The sequence below is a fragment of the Nocardia sp. NPDC004573 genome, from assembly GCF_053602135.1.
In genome coordinates, this window is sequence record NZ_JBSGDA010000024.1 from 51,221 (window position 1) to 73,971 (window position 22,751).

Here is a 22,751-nt window from a genome sequence, read left to right on the forward strand (position 1 = left end):
GAAACGACCTTGTGAACAGGGGAGCTTGATGGCAGGAAATACAGGCACCGACGCGGTGATCCTGGTCGGCGGGCAGGGCACGCGGCTGCGGCCGCTGACCCTTTCGGCGCCCAAGCCGATGCTGCCGACGGCCGGGCTGCCGTTCCTGACCCACCTGCTCGCCCGTATCGCGGAGGCCGGGATCACCCACGTGGTGCTGGGCACGTCGTTCAAGGCCGAGGTGTTCGAGGAGCACTTCGGCGACGGCTCCGACCTCGGCTTGGAGATCGAGTACGTCACCGAGACCGAGCCGCTGGGCACCGGCGGCGCGATCCGCAACGTGCTGCCCAAGCTGCGCGCGGACAACGTCATGGTGTTCAACGGCGACGTGCTCGGCGGCACCGACCTCGGCGCGGTGCTCGACACCCACGAGTCGACCCGCGCCGACGTAACGCTGCATCTGGTCCGGGTCAGCGACCCGCGCGCGTTCGGCTGTGTACCCACCGACGAGGACGGCCGGGTCACCGCGTTCCTGGAGAAGACTCAGGACCCGCCGACCGACCAGATCAACGCCGGGTGCTACGTCTTCCGTCGCGAGTACATCGAGAAGATCCCGGCCGGGCGCCCCGTGTCGGTGGAGCGCGAGGTGTTCCCGGCGCTGCTGACCGAGGGCGCCCGCCTCCAGGGGTACGTCGACGCGTCGTACTGGCGCGACATGGGCACCCCCGAGGACTTCGTCCGCGGTTCCGCCGATCTGGTCCGCGGCATCGCCCCCTCCCCCGCCCTGCCCGGTCAGCGTGGCGAGTCGCTGGTCCATCCCGGCGCGGGCGTCGCCCCGGGGGCCTTGCTCATCGGCGGCACGGTCGTCGGCCGCGGCGCCGAGATCGGCGCGGGCGCGCGCCTGGACGGCGCGGTCGTCTTCGACGGCGCGGTGATCGAGGCGGGCGCGACGGTCGAACGCACGATCATCGGGTTCGGAGCGCGCATCGGTCCGCGCGCGCTCGTGCGCGACGGCGTCATCGGGGACGGCGCGAACATCGGCGCCCGCTGCGAGCTGCTGCGCGGAGCCCGGGTGTGGCCCGGCGTGGAGATCCCGGACGGTGGCATCCGCTTCTCCACCGACGTCTGAGGCGCGTCCCGCACTGCGTGGGCCTGCGGCCGCCGGGCGCGGACGACGCCCGCTAGGAGAACCCGACGGCTTGCTGCCCCCAGGCGGTGTGCAGGTCACGGTCCGGATCGTCGACCACCCGGTCGACGCTGTCGAGAAGCAAGGTGCTGCGGGCAGGCAGGCGGTAGGGCGGCCAGTGTTTGGAGCCGTCGAGGGCGGCGGGAACGCCGTGGGCGGCGAAGGCAAGCCAGCGGCGCATCATTCGCCCGGAGACCTCCATCGCCGCTCTGCGCCCGCCGAGCCAGAACGTCGGGTCGAGGTTTAGCGTGCCGAAATTGCCGAAGATATAAGGCAATTCGGTGGCATGACCGGCGCCGACCCGGGCCGCGCGCAGCATCGGGGTGGCGTAGTCGAACCGGTACATCCAGGTGGGCGAGTGCTCGGCGTGACCGTCGGCCACCCAGTGCGCGGGCATCCGGAACGCCGCGTCGGTGGACATCGCCAGGGCTCCGCGCGCCTTGCCGAGGTCCGGGTAGGCCGAGGTGATCTCGGCGATCCGCTCCGCCGACATCTCCGGGTGACTCGCCGCCACGTCCCGCAGCATCGCGTTCACCGCGTCCGGGGTCACCGGCATGATCGGCGAGCGCAGCAGCCGGAACAACGACGCCTCGTCCTTGTTCGTCCCGATCATCAACGGCACCCGGTGCGACCCGCCGCGCTGGAACCGGTCGATCGGGTAGGTCGGCAGCAGATCGCCGTCCACCACGGGCGCGGCCGCGAGCCTGCCCGGCTCCTTGAGCGGTATCTCGTCGAGCAGGACACCCGCCGCCCTCACGATCCGCTCGATCGGGCATTCCAGCAGCTCCTGTGCCCGACTCGCGGGCAGCTCGATCAGTTCGAGGAAACGCTGCGCGACCGTCGCGGCCCGCTCCGGCCCGAACACCGTGGTCGCGGGCGGGCTCTGCGCGATCGCCTTATGGAACAGGCCCGCAGCTCGCGGTGCGGTGAGCAGCGCGGTGACGCACCCCGCGCCGGAGGACTCGCCGAAGAGGGTGACGTTACCGGGATCGCCGCCGAACGCGGCGATGTTGTCGCGCACCCACTCCAGTGCGGCGATCTGGTCGCGCAGGCCGAGGTTCGGCGCGAAGTCGTCGCCGAGCGAGGACAGGTCGAGGAAACCCAGCGCACCGAGGCGATAGTTGACCCCGACGACCACGACGTCACCGGTCGCGGCCAGCTTGCGCCCGTCGTAGATCTGCTGCGCGGCGGTGCCGAGGCAGTACGCGCCGCCGTGCAGCCAGACCAGCACCGGGCGTGGCTCGGTGTCCGCGACGCGAGCGGGATCGCCGGTCTCGGGCCGCGGTGACCAGACGTTGAGCCACAGACAATCCTCGCCCATGGTCAGGCCCGAGTCGATGGGAACCATGGTGCCCATCGTCTGCGGGGCGATCTGCCCGAACGAGGTGCAGTCGCGCACTCCCTCCCATGCCTGCGGGGGCTGCGGCGGCGCGAACCGGGCCGGTCCGGTGGGGGCCGCGGCGTAGGGGATGCTGCGCCAGACGGATACGGAGCCCTCGCGTACGCCGCGGACCTCGCCGTGCGCCGTTCGCGCGATGGGCTCGGCGAAACCGTCGGGACCGGGCAACGCCTCGGAGAACTGAGCGCGCATCGCGGACCTCCTCATCCTTCTTTTCGAGGGTACGTCGAAGATCAGCACGCCAGCGTCGCGATGCGGGGCCATTGCCGGTCAACTCACATTCATCCGCTGTTCAGGCCCTGGACTCGGTTGCTGTGTCGAATCGGTCACGACGGCCGCCGCCACTTCGGAGTGCCGGGGAGGATGCGCGGACGCAGGCCCTAAACTGAGCGGATGCCGAGTTACAGCTATCGGTGCCGCAGTTGCGGCGACACGTTCGAGGTGACCCGCCCGATGGCGGAGTCGTCGGCGCCGGCGACCTGCCCGATCGGCCACGACGACACGGTCAAACTGCTGACCACCTTCGCCACCGTCTCCCGCAGCGGCGCGAGTGGGCCCGCGCCGAGCCCCGCGGCGCCTCCGGCGGGTGGCGGCTGCTGCGGTGGCGGCTGCTGCGGCTGATTCCCGGCGTCAGTCGCGCCGGTCGGCGTGACCGAGGTCGCGGTCGGGCGCCACCCGGTCGCGCACCCGCTGCTTGAGCACGGCGATCTCGGGGAAGCCACCGTCGGTCTTGCGTTCCCAGATCTGTTCGCCGTCGACGGTGATCCGGAAGATCCCGCCCGAACCCGGGAGCAACGCGACCTCGTCCAGGTCGGTGGCGAACGTGCTGAGCAGTTCCTGCGCCATCCAGCTCGCCCGCAGCAGCCAGCGGCATTGGGTGCAGTACTCGATCGCGACGCGTGCCATGCCCGCTGACGCTACCGGTCACTCGGCGTGCGTGCCGTCCAGGTAGACCCAGGCGCCGTCGGAGCGAGCGAATCGACTGGTCTCGTGCAGTGCGCCGCGACCGTCCGCATCCCGGTAGTGCGCGACGAACTCCACCGTTCCGGTGTCGTCGAACAGCCCGCCGCGCTCGGTGCGGGTGATCTCCAGGAACAGCCAGCGCTGGGCGGGGTCCACAGTGAGTTCACGCGGGCGGGTGCGCGGATGCCAGGAACGCAGCAAATAGTCGACATCACCCACCGTGAACGCGGTGTAGCGCGAGCGCATCAGCGCTTCGGCCGTGGCAGCGGGCCGCGCGCCGCTCAGCAGCGGACCGCAGCAGTCGTCGAAAGCCTCGCCGCGCCCGCACGGGCACCCTCGTGATCCGGTCATGCCACGTCCTTTCCGACCCGAGTGGGGCACCGCATGGTCACGCTCGCCAACGCCTGTCCCGATCCGCTCAAATCGTGCCGCTGTCCGGCCGGACGGCATACTCCATACGCACGCTCACCGGCAGCTCTCCGATCCTGATCGCGCACACCGCCCGGCCGCAGCGGCGCCCGCCGTCGGCATCGCCGCGACCATCTCCGGTCATGATTGCGCACGCCGCGCCTCTTCGGCTTGCGCGGGGCCTCGCATACGCTTGCTCGCCAACTGCCTGCGGCTGCGATCGGCTCCGCCGTCATCTTCCAGCGTGCACGGTGCCCTCCGGGCAGGCTCGCGACCGCCTCCGACCCCGATCCGCTCGCACCGTCGGTCATGCCTGCGGGCGAACCGCACCATCGCCGGGGTCAATCTCGGCGCGCCTCCACGGCCGCCAAGTCCGCGGCCAACGCGACGGTCTGCTCCCGCCAGCGCCGCAGATCGGTGACGCTGGGCGCGAGTTCGTAGTCGTGGTGGTGGGCCGCGCGCGACAGCGCCGCCCAGAGCACCGCGACGCGCGCCGCCACGTCCGGTCCCGCAAAGGCGCGCAGCGCGATCAGCTGCGCCCGCATCGGGCAGCGGACCAGCGCGGGCGCCAGCCGCAGCCACAGTTCGTCCACGGCCTGCTCCAGCGCGATCCGCAGAATCCAGGCCGTCGCCCGCGACCACAGCCCGCCCGCGTCGGTCACCGATCCGGCGAGCAGCAGATCGACGGTCTCCAGCCGCTCGGCGACCGACGGCCGATCGGCGGGCGGCCGACGCGCGCCGTTGTTCCGCCCACGCTGTCCGTGCCGGGGCGCGCGCCCGCCCCCCGCAGGCCCGCTGCGCGCGCCGACCGGCCTGCGCCGCCCGCTCATCGGCGCTTCACCTGGCCAGCCACGCTACGAATTTCTCCGTTTCACCGATCAGCTCGCGCATATCCCGCCCGATCGGCACGTGCGCGCCCGCCGTGGCGTCGCGCAGTGCGTCCACCACCCACCGTCCTTCCCGCGCGATCAAATTCTTGTTCAGGTCATCGACCTTGCTACCGACCCCGAAGACCGCCAGCGCCACCTTCGCCCTGGTGGAGTGGGCGGCATCGATGTGGCGTTCCACCTCGCGGTGATTCATGCCCCCGGCGAGCAGGGTGCGCCGCGCCCTGGCCAGACTGGCCGCCTCGACCGCGGAACGGCAGCAGGTGGCCACCAGTTCGTCGGCGATCGCCGCGGGCAACTGGGGCGTGCGGACCAAGGCTCGGGCATCGTCGAGATAGCGGCGGATCGGGTCGCTGGACACCCGCACCTCGACCACCGAGCGGTCGCGGCGCTGCACTTCCAGAACGGTCGCGTCGAGCTGCATCCGTCGCACCGCCTCGGCGAGGCGCTCGTCATGGGTGAAGACCACCACCTGGCGGGACCAGGCCACCGTGGCCAGCACCTGGGCCAGGCCGTCCACCTTCGCCGGGTCCATCGCCTGCACCGGGTCGTCGATCATGACGAAACGGAACGGGCTCTCCTCCACCGTGGCGCGCGGCAGGAACAACGACAAACCCAGCGCGTGCAACTCGCCCTGGCTCATCACGCCCAGCGCGGCCCCGTCCACCTCGTCGACGGTCACGTCGAGCAGCACGCGGCGCGCGGTGCCCGCGTTGCCCTGCAAGCGGATCGCGCCGAGCTCGACGTTGCTCTGCTGCCGCAGCGTGCGCCACACCCAGCGGGCCGTCGTCTCCAGCGGCGTCATGCGCTCGCCGCGCAGGCCCGCGGTGGCCGATTTCAGCCAGTCCTCCGCCTTCTTCACCGTGCGCAGTTCCGCCGCGCGCGCGGCCACCTCACGCGCGCCTTCGAGCCAGGTCACGATCCGGGGCACCAGCGGCGTCCACACCTCGTCCAAGCGGTCGAGTTCCTTGCGGGTGCCTTGCTGCAGCAGGTCGAGCTCGTCCACCAACCGCGCGTGCGCGCTGCGCAGCAGTTCGGGCAGGTCCGAGGTGTATTCGGCGGTGGTCAGCGCGGCCCACTCGGCCCATGCCTCGCGCACCGCCGTGGTGTCGACCGACGGTGGATTGCGCGGGTCGAAATCCAGTTCGGCGGGCACGAGTTCGGGAAGCGCCCGCGCGGCCCGCACGGCGTCGCCGAGTTCGACGCGGGCGGTGGTGAGCGCGTCCACCCGGGCGGCGATCCGCTCGATGGCCGCGTCGGTGTCCCGTGCCCAGTCCTCGTCCAGTGCGCCGCGGCCGCACACCGGGCACGGGCACGGGCCGCTCGCCGCCTGGTGCGCGCGCGCCGTGCGCAATAGTTCGAGCAAGCGTAGATCGGCTTCGGCGTCGTCGGTGGAGCCCTCGGCGATGGCCGCGCCCCATGTCTCGAGCCGGGTGGCCACGGCCTCGACTTCGGCGTCGCCGGGCAGCGCGAGCCGCACGATCGCGCGCAGGCCGTCCGGGCCGGCCGGGTCGTCCACCACGCCCAGCACTTCGCGACCCACCGCGGCGAGGTCCGGTTGGGCGGGCCGCAGCAGTCCGGCGACCCGGACCGCCCGGTCGTCGGCCACCGACGCGAGCAGCTCCAGCAACTCCAGCCGCTCTTGCCGCGAATCCCGCACCGCGCGTTCGAGTTCCAGGCGGCGCATCCGGATGCGTTCCTGCGCCAAGGTGAGTTCGTCGAGACCCAGCAGTTGGTGCAGCGCGTCGAACAGGTCGCTCGGCTTCCCGTCCACCAGCGCGCCGAGTTCGCTGTAGGACAGGAACGGGCGGTAGAGCTCGAGCTGGGCCGCCCAGCGGTCCATGTCGAACGCCGACGGCGGCGCCGGCGGATAACGCTGGGTCCAGTGCGCGTCCGGCAGGTCGGCGTCGGCCGCCCATTCCTTGGCGATGGTGAGCCGGGGCGCGTCACCAGCGGTGAGCAGTTCCAGCTCGATGCGGGCAGCCGCGCCGTCGTGCAGGTTGCGCCAACCTTCCCTCCAGGCCGCCGAGCGACCGTCCCACCGACGGTTTCCGCCGGTCAGAGCCATTTCGGCGGCTTCGGCGAAACTGGATTTACCGCTGCCGTTGCGGCCGACCACAAGCGTGAGACCCGGTCCGGGCGGCAGCTGCAGCGTCGTCTCGGGCCCGATGCCGCGGAATCCGCACACCCGGATGGCGCTCAGGAAGATTCCGGAGTGATCGAATGCCGTTGCCGCGTCGCCGGATTCGGCGGCGCCCAGGGCGCGCAGCACGGTCCGCGTAACCGAGGGAGTGACCGCCGGATCCTCGGCGAGGCGCCGGGTCACCACCTCCGAGAGCCGGGGCGGCACGTCCGCGGAACCGACGGCCTGGACAGCGTCGGGATCCAGGCGCATGCGAAAAATCCCCTCCACCATCGAGCCGCCACACGTCCTCCGACCCCGTGCGCGGCGCCTTGTCGAAGCTGTGCGAAACGCTACCCGATCACGGCGGGATCGCCCAGCGCACCCAGGCGAATCTGCCCGCGGGGATGGATATGGTCATCGAAACGCCTGCGCCCTGTCTCGATGTCCACCCCTCGCCAACCCCGGCGGGCAGCTCGATGGTGTCTACACCCGTTCCGGGTGGCTCGGTCGAGCCGAACAGGACAGAATGCCAGAGCATCACCATCAGCGCAAGATTTGTCCGAATGACGAATAAAGCACCGCGACAAGCGCTTCCGGGCGCGGCGTGGCACCGGTGGCGGCACATGTCGGTGCGCTGCGGTAGAAATCCGGTCAACCGAGCAACGAAGGAAGGCGATGAGCCACCACCGAGCTGGAGCCGCGCGATGACGACGCCGTGGACCGAAGACCAGGTCGCGGCGCTGGCGCCCGACGCGAATTCGCTGTCGGCGGCCCACAAGCTGGTGCATCGCTGGCGCGAATGCGGACAGCACGGCGCGGCGCTGTGGGGGCGGTGCCAGGGCAGCGGCGCCACGCCGTATCAGACGATCGTCGATCTGTCCGGCCCGGCGTACCGGTGCTCCTGCCCGAGCCGCAAATTTCCCTGCAAGCACGCGTTGTCGCTGTTGCTGCGGTGGGCCGCGGGCGAGGTCGACGTCGCGCCGGAGACCGCGGACTACGCGGCATCGTGGATCGGCGGCCGTGCGGCTCGGGCCGCCACGACCGCCGAGCGCCCCCGCACTCCGAACCCAGCCACCGCCGAACAGCGCCGGGTGCGGGTGACGGCCGGGCTGGAGGAACTCGACGTCTGGCTCGCCGACCAGGTACGCACCGGGCTCGCACAGGCCGACCGCTCGTACCGCGCCTTCGAGGCCGTGGCCGCCCGGATGGTCGACGCGCAGGCTCCCGGCCTCGCCTCCACCCTGCGCAGACTCCCGGCGGCCGTGGCCACCAGGACCGACTGGCCCGATCTGGTGTTGCGCGAGTACGCGCGGATGCACCTGCTGATCGCCGCGCACCGGCAGCTCGACGCGTTGCCGCCGCCGCTGCGTGCCAGCATCCGGACCCACGTCGGCTATCCCAACCCGGCCGAGGCGGTGCGCACCGAACCCCCGGTCCGTGATCGGTGGATGGTGTTCGGCTCGCGGATCACCGAGGACGAGCGCCTCTATACCCGACGCACCTGGCTGTACGGGCGGAAGAGCCGGAACTGGGCGCTGGTGGTGGACCATTCTTTCGGTTCCCCCGGCTTCCCCGCCGATGTTCCCGCCCTCGGGCAGCTGGCCGACGCGCAGCTGCATTACTACCCGGGCGCCGCGCCGCTGCGTGCATTGTGGGGGGAACAGCACGGTGCCGCCGAACCTTTCACCACGCTGCCCGCCGACGCCGACCGGCCCGCCACCATCGCCGCCGCGCTGGCCGCGCACGCCTCGGCGCTCGGCGCCGATCCGTGGGTGCGCTCGTGGCCGATGCTGCTGGCCGACGTGATCCCCACCCGCACCGAGCAAGGCTGGTTCGTCATCGAATCCGACGGCACGGCGCTGCCGATCCGGCCGGGGGAGCAACCGTGGACGCTGCTGGCCGTCTCCGGCGGTCATCCGGTCACGGTGGCGGGTGAATGGAGCGCCGACGGGTTGGAGCCCATTTCGGTGTTCGCCGGGGGTGAGGTCGTCGACCTGGCCGCCGCCGAGACCTTCGGACCAGAGCCGGACCGCCCGGCTCCCGGGAACGCGGACCTCACCTCCGTCGCGTTGCTCGGCACCGCGCGCCGCGCCCCGGATTCCGCCGCACTGCCGCCCCCGCTCGCCCGCGCGGCCGGCCGGTTGCCGAGCGATCCCGCGACGCGTCTGCTCGAAACCGCGGCGCTGCACGATCTTTTCACCCGCGGCGGAATCGCCCCCAGCACCGCGGCGGCACCGGAGCCCGCGGCGGACGACCCGCGGCCGTCGCTGCCGCGTCCGGCGGCGGCGCGGCTGGCGCGCATGCTGCGGGAGCGCTCGGCATTCCTGCCCGAATGGTTCGAGGCCGCGCGGCCGTACGACTACCGGGCGCCGGACGCCCTCTGCGAGCACCTGCTCGAGCACGCGAAGATCAACGCCTCCTTGCGCGAGCCGCTGCTGCGCCTCGCCGGCGCGCGCGGCAGCTGGCTGGCGGCCCGGCATCCGGACTGGCGGGAACTCGTGCGGCGGTCGTCGATCACCTCCGAACAGTCCGCCGACACCTGGCTGTTCGGCCGACCAGCCGAGCGGCGCGACTGGCTCGCCGACCTCCGGCGCGCCGACGCCGGCGCGGCGAGGGCGCAGTTGACTACGGCGTGGCCGAAGGAGTCGGGCCCGCTGAAGGCCGAACTGCTGGCCGTGCTCGCCGACGGACTCGGCCCGGAGGACGAGCCCCTGCTCGAGACAGCGTTGGACGACCGGCGCGCCGATGTGCGCCGCACCGCCGCCGGACTCCTCGCGCTGCTGCCGGAATCGGCGTTCACACGTCGGATGCGCGAGCGAGCGAGCGCGTGGATCCGCGCCGAGCACCGGATGCTGCACACGAATGTGGTGCTCGCTCTGCCCGATACGCTCGACGCCGCCGCGCAGCGCGACGGGATCACCGACCGCACCGTCGAATTCGCCTATCGCTGGAACGGCGCGCCCGACGTGTCCGCGGCTCGGCTCCGGCAGGTGGTCGCCGCGACCCCGCTGACGCACTGGGCCGGTGCGCTCGGCACGCCGCAGCAGGCGGTGCGCGCCACGATCGAAGACCGGTTCCGGCAGCCGGTCTTCGACGGCTGGGTGGACGCCGCGCTGGCGCAGCGCGATTCGACCTGGGCGCGGGCGCTGTTCGAGGCAGGCGTGCCCACCGACCTCGCGATGCTGCGCAGGCGGGAGTTGTTCGCACTGCTGCCGCAGGCGGATCGCACCGCGCACCTGGTGCGGCTGGACGGCTCGTGGCTGTCCGAAATAGAAGCGTTGCTGCCCGCGATGGGCCACCCGTGGCCGGACGCATTGGCCCAGCACGTGGTGCTGCTGCTGTTCGAGCGGGCGCGGGCGGCGGCGCGACGTCCCGAGACGCACGGCGCGGCGCCGAACGCGCATCGGTCGCTGCTCGCCGCGGCCGCGGTCCATCTTCCGGTCACCGCGGCGGACACGCTGTCCGCGGTGGCCCGCCGGTGCGACGATCCCGCCTGGGCGCGGGCCTTCGACCAGCTCGCCCACGACCTCACCCACCGCTCGATGATGCTCGAGGAGTTGCAGTGACCACCACCGATCCGGCGCCGGACCTGCTGCGCCCCCACGCCGAACAGGCGTACGCCGACGAGTTGCGCGCTCTCGCCGCCGCCGACGACCGCCCCCGTCCGCCGTCCTGGCGATTGTCACCGTGGGCGGTGGTCACCTACCTGCTCGGCGGCAGCCTTCCGGATGGCACCGTGATCACCCCGAAGTACGTGGGCCCGCGCAGGTTGATGGAAGTGGCGGTCGCGACGCTGGCCACCGACCGGGCGCTGCTGCTGCTCGGCGTGCCGGGGACCGCGAAGACCTGGGTATCGGAACATCTTTCCGCCGCCATCAGCGGTTCCTCGACGCTGCTTGTGCAGGGCACCTCCGGCACGGCCGAAGAGGCGATCCGCTACGGCTGGAACTACGCGCGGTTGCTCGCGGAGGGTCCGAGCGAAGCGGCGCTGGTGCCGTCGCCGGTGCTCACGGCCATGCGGTCGGGCTCCATCGCCCGGCTCGAGGAACTCACCCGCATCCCCTCGGACGTGCAGGACGCGCTGATCACCATCCTGTCCGAGAAGACGCTGCCGGTGCCCGAGCTCGGTATGGAAGTGCAGGCCGCCAAGGGCTTCAACGTCATCGCGACCGCGAACGACCGCGACCGCGGGGTGAACGAGCTGTCCTCCGCGCTGCGCCGCCGGTTCAACACGGTGGTGCTGCCGCTACCGGCGAGCGAGGACGAAGAGGTCGCCATCGTCAGCAGGCGAGTCGAGCAGCTCGGTTCGGCGCTGGAACTGCCCACGGTGCCCGCGGCGGCCGAGGAGGTGCGGCGGGTGGTGCGGGTCTTCCGCGAACTGCGCTCCGGCAGCACCGCAGACGGCCGGACCAAGCTCAAGTCACCGTCCGGAACGCTGTCCACCGCCGAGGCGATCTCGGTGATCACCAACGGCATCGCCCTCTCGGCGCACTTCGGCGATGGTGTGCTGCGCGCCTCCGACATCGCGGGCGCGGTGCTCGGCTCGGTGATCAAGGACCCGGTGGCCGATGCGGTCGTGTGGACCGAGTATCTGGAGGCCGTGGTCCGTGAACGACCCGACTGGGCGGACTTCTACCGTGCTTGCCGGGAGGTCACCGGGTGACCTCCGGCACCGGATCCACCGCCGTGACCAGGGTATTCGGCATCCGCCACCATGGTCCCGGGTCGGCGCGCTCGCTACGGCTGGCCCTGGCGGACTTCCGGCCCGACATGATTCTCATCGAGGGTCCCGCGGACGCCGATCCGTTGGTGGGTTACGTCGCCGCCGAGGGGATGACCCCGCCGGTCGCGCTGCTCGGGTACGTTCCCGATGCCCCCGCCAAGGCCGCGTTCTGGCCGTACGCGGTGTTCTCCCCCGAGTGGCAGGCGCTGCGGTACGCGGTGGACAACGACGTGCCGGTGCGGTTCTGCGACCTGCCCGCGACCGTCACGCTCGCGACGGAGGACGAGCCGGGCGACCGGTTCGATCCACTCGCCGCGCTCGCCGAGGCGGGCGGCTACGACGACGCGGAACGCTGGTGGGACGCCGTCGTCGAATCCGTCCCGGACGCGGACGCGTTCGAGGCGATCACCGAGGCGATGGGCGCGCTGCGGGAATCCGCGGCCCACGCGACGCCGCCGGAAGAAGCCGCGCGCGACGGCGCACCCGCGGCGACGGAACCGGCTGGGCAGCAATCGGCGACCGCCGAATCCGAACGCGGTCGACCCGAGCGCGACCACCAGGCGCAGGAGCGATCCGTGAACGACTCCGCGCCGGAGTTCGATTCGGTCGCGGAGGCGATCGCCGAAACGACCCTCGTGCCCGAACCACCGCCCGAGCCACTTGTGGTCGACGCCCACACCCTGCGGCGTGAGGCCTATATGCGCCAGACGATGCGCAAGGCGCTCAAAGACGGCGCGATGCGGCTGGCGGTGGTGTGCGGGGCATGGCACGCGCCCGCGCTCACCGGCGCGCTCGGTCCCGCCGCGCCGGACGCCCGGTTGCTCAAGGGCCTACCGAAGACCAAAGCCAAACTCACCTGGGTGCCGTGGACGCATTCGCGGCTGTCCACGACCTCCGGCTACGGCGCGGGCGTCGCCTCGCCGGGCTGGTACCACCACCTGTTCACCGCCACCGAGCGGCCGATCGCCCGCTGGCTGACCAAGGTCGCCGGTGTACTGCGCGCCCACGATCTGCCGGTGTCCAGCGCGCACGTCATCGAGGCCGTCCGGCTCGCCGACACCCTCGCCGCACTGCGCGGTCGCCCGCTCGCCGGTTTGTCGGAGGTGACCGAGGCCACCCGGTCGGTGCTGTGCGGCGGTGACGAGACGATGCTGCGGTTGGTGATAGGCGAACTCGTGGTGGGTGAGGCGCTCGGCGCGGTGCCGGAGGAGACGCCGACCGTGCCGCTGGACGCGGACCTGCGCGCCACCATCCGGTCGCTGCGGATGAAGCAGGAGCCCTCGATCCGCACCATCGACCTGGATCTGCGCAAGGAACGCGAGGTGCGGCGGTCGCGCCTGCTGCACCGGCTGCGGGTACTCGACATCGAGTGGGGCACGCTCACCACCAGCGACGTCCGCAGCACCGGCACCTTCCGGGAAACCTGGACGCTGCGATGGCACCCCGAGTACGCGATCTCGATCATCGAGGCTTCGCGCTGGGGCACCACCATCCGCACCGCGGCGGAGGCGAAGATCCTCGACACCGCGAGCCGCGCCGACCGCTCGGTGGGCGAACTGACCGCCGCGCTGGAAGTCGCGCTGCTGGCCGACTTGGGCGGCGCCACCGACGGATTGATCGCCCGGCTGGAATCCACCGCGGCGCTCGACCACGACGTCACCCACCTGCTGGCCGCGCTGCCCGGCCTGATCCGCACGTTGCGCTACGGCGACGTGCGCGGCACCGACACCAAAGCGCTGGCCCACGTGGCCGATGGGTTGCTGGTACGCATCTGCGCCGGTCTGCCCGCGGCGGTCACCGGGTTGGACACCGACGCCGCCACCGATCTGCGCGGCCTGCTGGATGCGGCGCACACCGCCATCCACACCAGGGACGACGGCTGGGCCACCGGCGAGTGGCTCGCCGCGCTGCGCCGCGTCGCCGACCGCGACGACGTGCACGGCGCCCTGGTGGGGCGTGCGGTCCGCTTGCTCGCCGACGCGGGCCGTATCGATGACGCCGAATCCGCGCGCCGACTGTCCGCCGCCCTGTCGGTGGGCGCCACCGCCGCGGCCAAGGCGGCGTGGATCGACGGGTTCCTCGGCGGTCGCGGCCTGCTGCTGGTGCACGACCGGGAATTGTTGCGGCTCATCGACGACTGGCTGCGCGGACTCGGCGACGACACGTTCGTCGAAACGTTGCCGCTGCTGCGCCGCACCTTCGGCGCGTTCGAATCGGGTGAGCGCCGCGCGATCGGGCATGCGGTCCGCGACGGCGGGTCCGCGGCCGCCGCGTCGGCTGCCGCCGGGATCGACACCGACCGAGCCACAGTCGCGGTGCGCGCGGCAGCGGAGATTCTGGGGGTCACGGTATGAGCGGTCAGGCCCGAAGGCGGCAGCGCAGCGTAACCACGCAGTGCCCCGCCCATGCCGAAATCGGACACAGCATGAGCGGTAAGGCCCGAAGGCGGCAGCGCAGCGTAACCACGCAGGGCCCCGCCCATGTCGGGATCGGATACAGCATGAGGGAACAGGCAGTCCGGCGAGACAGCAGCGAGATCGCCGCTCATACCTGGAAGGACGCGGCATGACCGACGAAACGCAGTCCCGGCGTTGGCGACTTGTGCTCGGCGCAGCCGCGGAGGAAGGGTTGGGCGGGCTGGGCTCCGGTGCGGACGCGGCCATGGACCGGGCGCTGTCGGCGCTGTACAACACCGATGACGAGACTTCCCCGGGCAAGCGCACCGGCGGTTTGCAGGGTTCGGCGCCGCGCGTGGCCCGCTGGCTCGGCGATATTCGCAGCTACTTCCCCGCCTCGGTCGTCGAGGTCATGCAGCGTGACGCCGTGGAGCGACTCGATCTCACCCAACTGCTGCTGGAGCCGGAACTGCTCGAGGCGGTGGAGCCGGACGTGCACCTGGTCGGCACCCTGCTGAGCCTGAACCGGGTGATGCCCGAGACCACCAAGGCCACCGCGCGCATGGTGGTGGAGAAGGTGGTGCGGGAGATCGAGCAGCGCATCGCGGCACAAACCGTCGCCGCCGTTTCCGGCGCGCTGAACCGCGCTGCCCGCGTCACCCGGCCGAAATTGCGGGATATCGACTGGGACCGCACCATTCGCAAGAACCTCGCCACCTACCTGCCCGAGCATCGCACCGTGGTGCCCGAGCGCCTGGTCGGCTACGGCCGCAAGGCGCAGGCGGTGCGGCGCGACGTGGTGCTGGCCATCGACCAGTCCGGTTCGATGGCCGCCAGCGTCGTGTACGCGTCGGTGTTCGGCGCGGTGCTCGCCTCGATGCGGTCGCTGCGTACCTCGTTGGTGGTCTTCGACACCGAGATCGTCGACCTCACCGACAAACTCGAGGACCCGGTGGAGGTGCTGTTCGGCACGCAACTCGGCGGCGGCACCGACATCAACCGGGCCCTCGCCTACTGCCGGTCGTTGGTCACCCGCCCGGCCGACACACTGTTCGTCCTGATCTCCGACCTGTACGAGGGCGGCATCCGCGACGAGATGCTGCGCCGCGTCCGCTCGATGCAGGAGTCCGGCGTGCAGGTCGTCGTACTGCTCGCCCTTTCCGACGACGGCGCGCCCGCCTTCGATCACGACAACGCGGCTGCCCTTGCCGCACTGGGCATCCCGGCTTTCGCCTGTACGCCGGACAAGTTCCCGGAGCTGCTGGCCGTCGCCCTCGATCGAGGTGATGTGCAGTCCTGGGCGCACGCGAACGCCGCCCATCACTAGATCCGGCACCGCCCTGCCGATCCCCCTGCTGGTCGGAGTACGAAATGCTGCGCCTTTTCCGGGCAGCGCAGGGGCCCGGCTCGGTTCCAGGAATCACGACGACCCCCGCGTCGCCGCGTTCGCGTTCCGCGATCAGGACGGCCGGACCGTGGTGATCCGGACTTACTCGTTCCAGCCCGCCGCGGCCCCGTTGCGGCCCCCAGTGCCGGCATTCGTCGGCCGGACCATGCCCGCGTTCATGCGGGAGACCCTCGCCGCCATGACGAGCGGTGCGGAGGCCGTGGCCGGAACGGGACCCATCACGCCCCAGGCGGTGGCCGCCGCGGGTACCACAAACGGGTGCAAAGCCGCGGACACCGCCAGCAATACGACCGCGACGACGACGTCCAGCCAGTAGTGGTTGGCGGTGCCCACCACCACGAGCGTGGTCAGCGCCGGGTGGGCCAGAGCGAGCCAGCGCCACGGCGTGCGGGTCGCGGCGACCACCGCCACACCCAGCAGCAGCGCCCAGCCGACGTGCAGTGACGGCATGGCCGCGAGCTGATTGGACAGCCCGCCGGAATCGGCCGCGCCGTAGACGGATTGGCCGTATCGCGCGGCCAGGTCGACGAAGCCGCGATCGGTCAGCATGCGCGGAGGCGCCAGCGGAACCAGGATGTGCACCGCGAGCGCGGCTGCGGTCAGAGCCACCATGAGATTTCTGGTCCAGCGATAGTGCTCCGGCCGGAACATCCACAGCCACAGCAGCACGCCCACGGCCACGGTGAAATGCGCACTGGCGTAGTAGAAGTTGGCCGGGACGGCGAGAAATTCACGGTGCAGGAACAACGCCTGGACAGTCCGCTCGTCCAGCAGGCCGAGTCGTTCCTCGAAGCGGAGCAGGCCGTGCGCGTTGCCCATGGCTCGCCCGGTGTCGTCGGCGGTGATCAGCCGCCCGGCGCGATAACCGAGGTAGAGCACCGTGATGAGAAGAAGCTGGGCCACGGCTTCGCCGCCGCGACCGCGCACCGCCGCCCGCACTCGTTCGACGCCTCCGCCCGGCGCGAACTCCAGTTCGCCGAAGTCCACAGCGACCATCGCGCGGCCTCCTTCCCCGTCGAATCAGGCCGTTAACCGGAAATTAAGTGGAGTGGTAACCTCCGTTTGAGTCAACACTACGAAACGGACAACTTCAGCAGGATGTGACGGGATAGACAACGCCACGACGAGAATCGAATTCGCCTGTGCCATAAGCGAATTCGCGATGACTGCTGCGGTCCGCGCCACGTGCGGCGGCAGGCGCCGGCAGCGACGCGGTCTTCCGCCATCCAGTTCGCGCCCAGCTCGCGGTTCCGCGTCGGATCAGCCGGTCAGGAGCCGGCAAGACGCTCCGTCGTAGTCACGACGCCGTCGACAGCGGCGACGCGGCGGAAGAGGCGACCGCACTGACCCGCCACCGGTGCGGCGCACCGTGCAGGTGCGCCGCACGGACGCTCAGAGATCCGCGATGGCCGCCAGCGGTGGCGTGCGCGCCGCCCGCACGGCGGGCCAGAGCGCGGCGAGCACCCCGACGACCGCCGAGCCGACCAGAACCAGGACCAGCTGGCTCCACGGGATGGCGATCTGGTCGAGCCCGAAATCGCGCAGCGTACGCAGGAAGCCGACGCCGAGCCCCAGCCCGAGCGCCATGCCGACGACCGCGCCGAACACCGCGATCAACATCGACTCCAGATAGATGGTCCGGCGCACCTGAGGGCGCTGCATGCCGACCGCGCGCAACATGCCGATCTCCCGCCTGCGCTCCACCACCGACAGCGCGAGGGTGTTGACGATGCCGAGGATCGCGATCACCACCGCCAAGGCGAGCAGGCCGTACAGGATGGCCAGCAGGGTGTTGATCTGTTTGCCCTGCGCGCCTTTGAACTCCTCGCGGTCCTGCACCTGGACCACGACGAACTGCTCGGTGGCCTTCTCCAGGTCGGCACGCATCGCGCTGACGTTCGCGCCCGGTTGCGCTTCGATCAACACCAGGAAGTTGGTCCGGAAGTTGAGCGGGACCACCTCGTCGTAGACCGTCTGCGACACCACCATCGGGCCGAGCAGCGGGTTCTTCTTGTACACACCGGTGACGGTGAGCGGGACCTTCTTGCCGTCGACACCGGCGGGGGTCACCTGGTCGCCGACCTTCCAGCCACGGTCGTTCGCTTCGTCCTCCGAGACGAGCACGTCCCTGGCCCCGAGAGTGTCGCTGCCACGGACGATCTCGTAGTTCAGCACACCCGCCAGCGGACCGTCCGGCGACGTGGCGAACACCTGCTCGTCGCCGAGCTTGAAGGGGGCGCCTCGCATCCCCACCACTTGCGACACACCCGGAACCTCGGTGCGCACGGCGTCGGCAGCGCCGAACGGCACCCCGAGCAACTGCGGGCCGGCCAGCACGTAGTCGGCGCGCACGCCCTTGTCGACCAGCACACCGACGCTCTCCTTCGCCGAAGCGCCCAGCATGCCGATGGCCGAGACGAGCATCAGTCCGAGGGTGAGCGCGAAGGCCGTCGCGGCGGTGCGGCGCGGATTGCGCGCCGCGTTGTTGCGCGCCATGCGGCCGATCGGCCCGAACGGGCGCACCAGCACTCCGAGACCGCCGACCACCGGCCGCGACAGCGCGGGCGCGGCGAGCAGCACCGCGAAGACCAACCCGAGCGCGCCGACGCCGACCGTGGCGGCCGCCGTACCGCCGGTGCGCTGCGCACCCAGCACGACGAACCCTGTACCGAGCACGGCGAGCGCCACACCGAAGACCGTGCGCAGGCGCAGCGACTCCCCGGTGGACGCGAACTCCTCGCGCATGGCCTGCACGGGCGGAATGCGCGAGGCGCGGCGCGCGGGCGCGTAGGCGCTGACCATCGTCACCGCGAGACCGACGAGCAGCCCGACCACGATCGTCCGCGGGCGCACCGCCATCGTTCCGGTCGGCAATCCGAGGTCGAACGCGTTGAGCACCGCCGACAATCCGAACGCCAGACCGACGCCGCCCGCGAGGCCGATCGCGCTGCCGATCAGTCCGATGACGAACGCCTCCGCCACCACCGACGTGCCGACCTGCCGCCTGCTCGCGCCGACCGCGCGCAGCAGCGCCAGCTCCCGCAGGCGTTGCGCGACGATCATCGAGAAGGTGTTGTAGATGATGAATGTGCCGACGATCAGCGCGATCGCGCCGAAGGCGAGCAGAAAGTAGTTGATGAAGTTCAGCGCGTCGGAGACTTCCTTCTTCAGGTCCGCGCGCACCTGATCGCCGTTGTGCACCTTGTAGCCCGGCAGTTCTCGGGCCAAGTTGTCGCGCAGTTCGTCGCCGGGGATGCCGTCGGCCGCCAGGTCCACATACGCGACGTGCAGGCCGTCGGTGAACAGCTTGCGCGCCTGCGTGTCGTCGAACAGCACCCCGATCAAACCGCCCGTGTCGGAGGGTATTTCGTAGATGCCGGTAAGGGTCACATCGATGGGATCGGGCTGAGACGGGATGAGGATCTTCGTCCGGTCCCCGACCTTCAGTCCGGCGCGCTCGACCCCGCCCGTGTTGAGCGCGATCTCACCCGGCCGAGCAGGCGGAACGCCCTGCAGGAATTTCTCCGGCTCCGCGACGGCCTTGTCCGGCGGCAGGTAGGACTTGCCGAACGTCGGCGCACCGCCGGTCTGGACGGCCTTCTTCCCCGCTGGATCGAGCAGGACCACCGGTCCGTTCACGCTCGGCGCGACCGTGCGGACGCCCGGATACTTCACCAGCTCGTCCACCACATTGTTCGGAACGCCCTGCGCCTGGCGCTCCTTCGGGCTCACCCGGACGTCGACGCCCTTCGCCTCATTGGCGAAGATCCCGTCGAACGTGCTCTGCAGCGTGTCGGTGAAGACGAACGAACCCGCGATGAACGCGGTGCCGAGCACCACCGACAAGAGGGTCAACGCGAGCCGCACCTTGTGGGCGGCGAGATTGCGCAGCGCGACTTTGCGCATCGGACTTCCGGCCATCACGCCCGCCCCCGATTCTCCCGCGAGCGCCCGGTCACGCCTGCTCCAACGCTTTCATCCGGTCGAGCACCGTGTCGGCGGTCGGATCACGCATCTCGTCGACGATGCGGCCGTCGGCGAGGAACACCACCCGGTCGGCGAACCCGGCCGCGTGCGGTTCGTGGGTCACGATGACGACCGTCTGCCCGAATTCGTCCACCGCGGCGCGCAGGATCGAGAGCACCTCCTCCGAGGCGCGGGAGTCCAGGTTGCCGGTCGGCTCGTCGCCGAAGATGATCTCCGGCTTGCCCGCCAGCGCCCGGGCACAGGCGACCCGCTGCTGCTGACCGCCGGACAGCTCGCTGGGACGGTGGGTGAGCCGATCGGTCAGCCCGAGCCGCTTCAGCACCGTGTCCAGCCACTCCTGGTCGGGTTTGCGTCCGGCGATGTCCAGCGGCAACGTGATGTTCTCCAGCGCCGTGAGCGTCGGCACCAGGTTGAACGCCTGGAAGACGAAGCCGATCCGGTCCCGGCGCAGGCGCGTCATCTGCTTGTCGGACAGCGTGGTGAGGTCGGTGTCGCCGATGCGGACGGCGCCCGAGCTGGCGCTGTCCAGTCCCGCCAGGCAGTGCATGAGGGTCGATTTGCCCGAACCGGACGGGCCCATGATCGCGGTGAACTCGCCCTTCGCGAACTCGGCCGACACCCCGTCCAATGCCCTGACCTGGGTGTCACCGGATCCGTAGACCTTGGTCAGTTCGATAGCGTGGGCCGCGACATCGGGCGATGCCGCCAGGTCGGCGGTGTCGGCGCCCAAGGCTTGCGAAGTCATGCCGTCCAGTCTTACCGGCATCGCCCCCGCACGCCATCAGGGAACACCCTGTGTTGGATTTGCGACTATGCCTGCGGCTGACCGACAACCCACGCGAAAGCCGATGCCTTGGATCTGGCTCCTTCGAGGGTGCGGGAGCGGTTGGGTTCGCCGAGTTCGGCCAGTAGTTCTTCGGAGAGGTCGACCAGCGCGGCCAGGGTGGCGGGGGTGAACCAGGCCGGCCTGGTGGCGAAGAGGATGTCCTCGGAAGCGGTGTTTCCGCTGGCACCCGGCGCGAAGGGGCAGCCGCCGAGGCCCCCGAGCGCGCCGTCGACCATGTCCGCGCCCGCCGCGACGGCGGCGAGGGTATTGGCCACGCCCATGCCCCAGGTGTCGTGACCGTGGAAGACGACGCGCCGGGCGGGCGTCCGGTCGCGCACCGCGGCGACCAGCGCGGCGACCTCGCCGGGATGGGCTTGGCCGAGAGTGTCGGCCAGGACTATGTCGTCCGCGCCCTCGGTGCGCGGGTCGCGGGCGATGGCCAAGACCCGGTCCGGGTCGACCGGGCCGTCGAACGGGCAGGTGAATGCCGTCGCCAAGCAGAGCTGGATGGACCCGTCCACCTCGCGGGCCAAGCGCACCGCATCCGGCATGGCGGCGACGCTGGCCTCGGTGTCACGTCCGATGTTCGCCCGATTGTGCGCGTCGGAGACCGAGAAGCAGTATTGGAAGTTGCGCACTCCCGCCGCGGCCGCCCTCTCCACATGGCGCGGCGTCGCCACCCAGACCCAGCAGCGGCTCAGTTCCTCCGGCGTCAACGCGGCGACCAGTTCCATGGTGTTCGCCATCGGCGCGACCAGGTCCGGGCGCGCCATCGAGCCGATCTCCAGCGCGGGCACGCCGAGCGCGAGCAGGCGGCGCACGATGTCCACCTTGCGCTGCACGGGCAGCAGCTTGCCGGTCAGCTGCAGTCCGTCGCGCAAGGTGACATCGCGCAGCACCGGCGCGGTCATCGCTGCTCCCGCGCCCGATGGTGCCCGCACATCACGCCGCCCCATGGCTTCTCGCCCGCTCCGGTCGGATTCGGCTGGACGGCGGGCCTGCTGGTGCCCGGCGAACGCAGTTCTCGGGGCCCGCGTCCCTTCGGACGCCTGCGGTCGTGCGGTCGCGTGCTCATCGCGCCTCCAACGCATCGATCTCGGCCTCGCTCATGCCGAGCAGATCGGACAGCACTTCCCTGGTGTGCTCGCCCAGGTCGGGGCCGACCGCGCGGATGGGAAGGGACTGTTCGCCGATCACCGGGACGATGCCGGGAAAACCGACCACCTTCGGCTCCGGCGCGCCGACGTCCACGGCGAACGGCTGGATCATGTTGCGTGCCCGGTACTGCTCGTCGGCCACGATGTCGGCCGCGGTGTAGATCGGGCCGCACGGAATCGCGGCGGCATCCAGCAGCTTCAACGCCTCGGCGCGGGTGTGCCGGACCGTCCACTCGCCGATCGCCGCGTCCAGCCGCTCCCGGTGGCGCCAGCGGCCCGCGTTGTCCTGGAGTTCCGGGTCCGCGGCCAGATCCGGCCGCTCGATGACCGCCATATAGCGCTGGAAGATGGCGTCGCCGTTGCCGCCGATGATGATGCTGGTCCCGTCCGCGCACGGGTAGGCGTTGCTCGGCGCGATGCCCTCCATCCGCCCACCGACGCGTTCGCGCTGGATGCCGTAGGCGAGATAATCCGGCACCAGCGATTCCATCACCGAGAGGATGGCCTCGTTGAGCGCCACGTCGATCACCCTCTCCCGCAGCGGGACGGGCGCGTCCCGCTCGGTGCGGCGCTCGCGCTGGAACAGCGCCATGACGGTGCCGAACGCGGCGTAGATGCCCGCGATGGAGTCGCCGATCGAGACGCCCGTGCGTACGGGGGGACGGTCCGGATCGCCCACCAGTTCGCGAAGGCCACCCACCGCCTCGGCCACCGCCGCGAACCCGGGACGCTCCGACATCGGCCCCGTCTGCCCGTAGGCGGAGATCCTGGTGATCACCAGATCCGGATTCGCCTCGTTCAGCACCTCCGGGCCCAGGCCCCACTTCTCCAGCATGCCGGGGCGGAAATTCTCCAAGAGGACGTCACAGCGCCGCACCAGATCGAGCACTATCCCGCGCCCCGCCTCGGTACGCAGGTCCAAGGTGATCGACTTCTTGTTGCGGTTGATCGTCCGGTAGAGCATCGAGGTGTCGCCGCCGTAGAGCCGCCAGTTGCGCAGTTCGTCGCCTGCCTTCGGGCGTTCCACTTTGATCACCTCGGCACCGAAATCCCCCAGGATGCGCCCGGCGGTCGGCGCGGCGATGTAATTGCCGAGTTCCAGGACGCGCACCCCGTCCAGCGGCCGAATACTCATGGCAACCAGTCTGGACCATGCCGTGCCGGTTTCCGCAGCGTGTCCGGCGGGGCGGTGTTCAAGACCCCGGCCGCTCTCGGGTCGGGCGCGCCCTCCGGCGGTGTTCCGCTTCGGTCGCCGCGCCGGGATCTGGGCGGCGAGGGCTGGTTCGCAGTGCGCCCGGCGGTGCCGG

The 22,751-nt window shown here is 71.1% G+C and carries 17 protein-coding genes; 6 read left to right on the forward strand and 11 right to left on the reverse strand.

Features of this window, described 5'->3' with window-relative positions; all coding sequences use genetic code 11:
• Positions 1-28 precede the first annotated feature (28 nt).
• Positions 29-1,108 (forward strand): mannose-1-phosphate guanylyltransferase, encoded by a 1,080-nt coding sequence (locus ACWEKR_RS28630; protein WP_159847268.1) that lies wholly within the window; start codon positions 29-31, stop codon positions 1,106-1,108.
• Between the two features lie 52 nt (positions 1,109-1,160).
• Here ACWEKR_RS28630 and ACWEKR_RS28635 read toward each other — a convergent pair whose 3' ends face one another.
• On the reverse strand, positions 1,161-2,756 hold the full coding sequence (locus ACWEKR_RS28635) for a carboxylesterase/lipase family protein (RefSeq protein WP_452357081.1): 1,596 nt from the start codon (positions 2,754-2,756) through the stop codon (positions 1,161-1,163).
• 201 nt (positions 2,757-2,957) lie between these two features.
• Here ACWEKR_RS28635 and ACWEKR_RS28640 point away from each other — a divergent pair, with 201 nt between their 5' ends.
• Positions 2,958-3,185, forward strand: coding sequence for an FmdB family zinc ribbon protein (locus ACWEKR_RS28640; RefSeq protein ID WP_452357082.1), 228 nt, complete (start codon positions 2,958-2,960; stop codon positions 3,183-3,185).
• A 9-nt stretch (positions 3,186-3,194) separates the two neighbouring features.
• Here the strand turns inward: ACWEKR_RS28640 and ACWEKR_RS28645 are convergent, their stop codons facing one another.
• The 4 genes from ACWEKR_RS28645 to ACWEKR_RS28660 all read right to left on the reverse strand — a co-directional run bounded on the left by ACWEKR_RS28645 (position 3,195) and on the right by ACWEKR_RS28660 (position 7,217).
• The gene (locus ACWEKR_RS28645) at positions 3,195-3,470 is read right to left on the reverse strand and encodes a SelT/SelW/SelH family protein (RefSeq protein WP_159847259.1); all 276 of its coding nucleotides are present in this window, start codon (positions 3,468-3,470) and stop codon (positions 3,195-3,197) included.
• Between the two features lie 18 nt (positions 3,471-3,488).
• The gene (locus ACWEKR_RS28650) at positions 3,489-3,878 is read right to left on the reverse strand and encodes a YchJ family protein (protein ID WP_452357083.1); all 390 of its coding nucleotides are present in this window, start codon (positions 3,876-3,878) and stop codon (positions 3,489-3,491) included.
• A gap of 398 nt (positions 3,879-4,276) precedes the next feature.
• A complete protein-coding gene (locus tag ACWEKR_RS28655; protein WP_452357084.1) occupies positions 4,277-4,765 on the reverse strand; it encodes a hypothetical protein in 489 nt (162 codons plus the stop codon).
• Positions 4,766-4,772: 7 nt separating this feature from the next.
• Positions 4,773-7,217 (reverse strand): AAA family ATPase, encoded by a 2,445-nt coding sequence (locus ACWEKR_RS28660; RefSeq protein ID WP_452357085.1) that lies wholly within the window; start codon positions 7,215-7,217, stop codon positions 4,773-4,775.
• Positions 7,218-7,651: 434 nt separating this feature from the next.
• Here ACWEKR_RS28660 and ACWEKR_RS28665 point away from each other — a divergent pair, with 434 nt between their 5' ends.
• The 4 genes from ACWEKR_RS28665 to ACWEKR_RS28680 all read left to right on the forward strand — a co-directional run bounded on the left by ACWEKR_RS28665 (position 7,652) and on the right by ACWEKR_RS28680 (position 15,393).
• Entirely contained in the window at positions 7,652-10,513 is a 2,862-nt protein-coding gene (locus ACWEKR_RS28665) for a DUF5691 domain-containing protein (protein WP_452357086.1), read from the forward strand.
• Complete coding sequence (locus ACWEKR_RS28670) at positions 10,510-11,610, forward strand: ATP-binding protein (RefSeq protein ID WP_195085810.1); 1,101 nt, start codon at positions 10,510-10,512, stop codon at positions 11,608-11,610. Before ACWEKR_RS28665 ends, ACWEKR_RS28670 begins: the two co-directional genes overlap by 4 nt.
• Positions 11,607-14,024 carry a DUF5682 family protein gene (locus ACWEKR_RS28675; protein ID WP_452357087.1) on the forward strand — a complete coding sequence of 806 codons (2,418 nt, stop codon included), beginning with the start codon at positions 11,607-11,609 and terminating at the stop codon, positions 14,022-14,024. Before ACWEKR_RS28670 ends, ACWEKR_RS28675 begins: the two co-directional genes overlap by 4 nt.
• A 211-nt stretch (positions 14,025-14,235) precedes the next feature.
• Positions 14,236-15,393: a VWA domain-containing protein gene (locus ACWEKR_RS28680; RefSeq protein WP_452357088.1), complete on the forward strand. Its 1,158-nt coding sequence runs from the start codon at positions 14,236-14,238 to the stop codon at positions 15,391-15,393.
• 162 nt (positions 15,394-15,555) lie between these two features.
• Here the strand turns inward: ACWEKR_RS28680 and ACWEKR_RS28685 are convergent, their stop codons facing one another.
• The 6 genes from ACWEKR_RS28685 to ACWEKR_RS28710 all read right to left on the reverse strand — a co-directional run bounded on the left by ACWEKR_RS28685 (position 15,556) and on the right by ACWEKR_RS28710 (position 22,579).
• Entirely contained in the window at positions 15,556-16,470 is a 915-nt protein-coding gene (locus ACWEKR_RS28685; RefSeq protein WP_452357089.1) for a phosphatase PAP2 family protein, read from the reverse strand.
• A 396-nt stretch (positions 16,471-16,866) separates the two neighbouring features.
• Positions 16,867-19,395: an ABC transporter permease gene (locus ACWEKR_RS28690; protein WP_452357090.1), complete on the reverse strand. Its 2,529-nt coding sequence runs from the start codon at positions 19,393-19,395 to the stop codon at positions 16,867-16,869.
• A gap of 34 nt (positions 19,396-19,429) precedes the next feature.
• The gene (locus tag ACWEKR_RS28695; protein ID WP_195085816.1) at positions 19,430-20,206 is read right to left on the reverse strand and encodes an ABC transporter ATP-binding protein; all 777 of its coding nucleotides are present in this window, start codon (positions 20,204-20,206) and stop codon (positions 19,430-19,432) included.
• A 65-nt stretch (positions 20,207-20,271) separates the two neighbouring features.
• Complete coding sequence (locus tag ACWEKR_RS28700) at positions 20,272-21,198, reverse strand: hydroxymethylglutaryl-CoA lyase (RefSeq protein ID WP_452357091.1); 927 nt, start codon at positions 21,196-21,198, stop codon at positions 20,272-20,274.
• Positions 21,195-21,362, reverse strand: a complete 168-nt coding sequence (locus ACWEKR_RS28705; RefSeq protein ID WP_452357092.1) for a hypothetical protein — start codon at positions 21,360-21,362, stop codon at positions 21,195-21,197. Before ACWEKR_RS28705 ends, ACWEKR_RS28700 begins: the two co-directional genes overlap by 4 nt.
• Positions 21,359-22,579: a CaiB/BaiF CoA transferase family protein gene (locus tag ACWEKR_RS28710; RefSeq protein ID WP_452357093.1), complete on the reverse strand. Its 1,221-nt coding sequence runs from the start codon at positions 22,577-22,579 to the stop codon at positions 21,359-21,361. The genes ACWEKR_RS28705 and ACWEKR_RS28710 overlap by 4 nt, the downstream gene beginning before the upstream one ends.
• Positions 22,580-22,751: the final 172 nt, after the last annotated feature.

Excerpts from the sequence above, each read along its gene's own strand:
- ACWEKR_RS28660 (WP_452357085.1), bottom strand. The coding sequence starts at position 7,217 with ATGCGCCTGGATCCCGACGCTGTCCAGGCCGTCGGTTCCGCGGACGTG.
- ACWEKR_RS28640 (WP_452357082.1), top strand. The coding sequence starts at position 2,958 with ATGCCGAGTTACAGCTATCGGTGCCGCAGTTGCGGCGACACGTTCGAG.
- ACWEKR_RS28680 (WP_452357088.1), top strand. The coding sequence starts at position 14,236 with ATGACCGACGAAACGCAGTCCCGGCGTTGGCGACTTGTGCTCGGCGCA.
- ACWEKR_RS28635 (WP_452357081.1), bottom strand. The coding sequence starts at position 2,756 with ATGCGCGCTCAGTTCTCCGAGGCGTTGCCCGGTCCCGACGGTTTCGCC.
- ACWEKR_RS28700 (WP_452357091.1), bottom strand. The coding sequence starts at position 21,198 with ATGACCGCGCCGGTGCTGCGCGATGTCACCTTGCGCGACGGACTGCAG.
- ACWEKR_RS28695 (WP_195085816.1), bottom strand. The coding sequence starts at position 20,206 with ATGACTTCGCAAGCCTTGGGCGCCGACACCGCCGACCTGGCGGCATCG.
- ACWEKR_RS28685 (WP_452357089.1), bottom strand. The coding sequence starts at position 16,470 with ATGGTCGCTGTGGACTTCGGCGAACTGGAGTTCGCGCCGGGCGGAGGC.
- ACWEKR_RS28710 (WP_452357093.1), bottom strand. The coding sequence starts at position 22,579 with ATGAGTATTCGGCCGCTGGACGGGGTGCGCGTCCTGGAACTCGGCAAT.
- ACWEKR_RS28630 (WP_159847268.1), top strand. The coding sequence starts at position 29 with ATGGCAGGAAATACAGGCACCGACGCGGTGATCCTGGTCGGCGGGCAG.
- ACWEKR_RS28690 (WP_452357090.1), bottom strand. The coding sequence starts at position 19,395 with ATGGCCGGAAGTCCGATGCGCAAAGTCGCGCTGCGCAATCTCGCCGCC.
- ACWEKR_RS28645 (WP_159847259.1), bottom strand. The coding sequence starts at position 3,470 with ATGGCACGCGTCGCGATCGAGTACTGCACCCAATGCCGCTGGCTGCTG.
- ACWEKR_RS28650 (WP_452357083.1), bottom strand. The coding sequence starts at position 3,878 with ATGACCGGATCACGAGGGTGCCCGTGCGGGCGCGGCGAGGCTTTCGAC.
- ACWEKR_RS28705 (WP_452357092.1), bottom strand. The coding sequence starts at position 21,362 with ATGAGCACGCGACCGCACGACCGCAGGCGTCCGAAGGGACGCGGGCCC.
- ACWEKR_RS28665 (WP_452357086.1), top strand. The coding sequence starts at position 7,652 with ATGACGACGCCGTGGACCGAAGACCAGGTCGCGGCGCTGGCGCCCGAC.
- ACWEKR_RS28655 (WP_452357084.1), bottom strand. The coding sequence starts at position 4,765 with ATGAGCGGGCGGCGCAGGCCGGTCGGCGCGCGCAGCGGGCCTGCGGGG.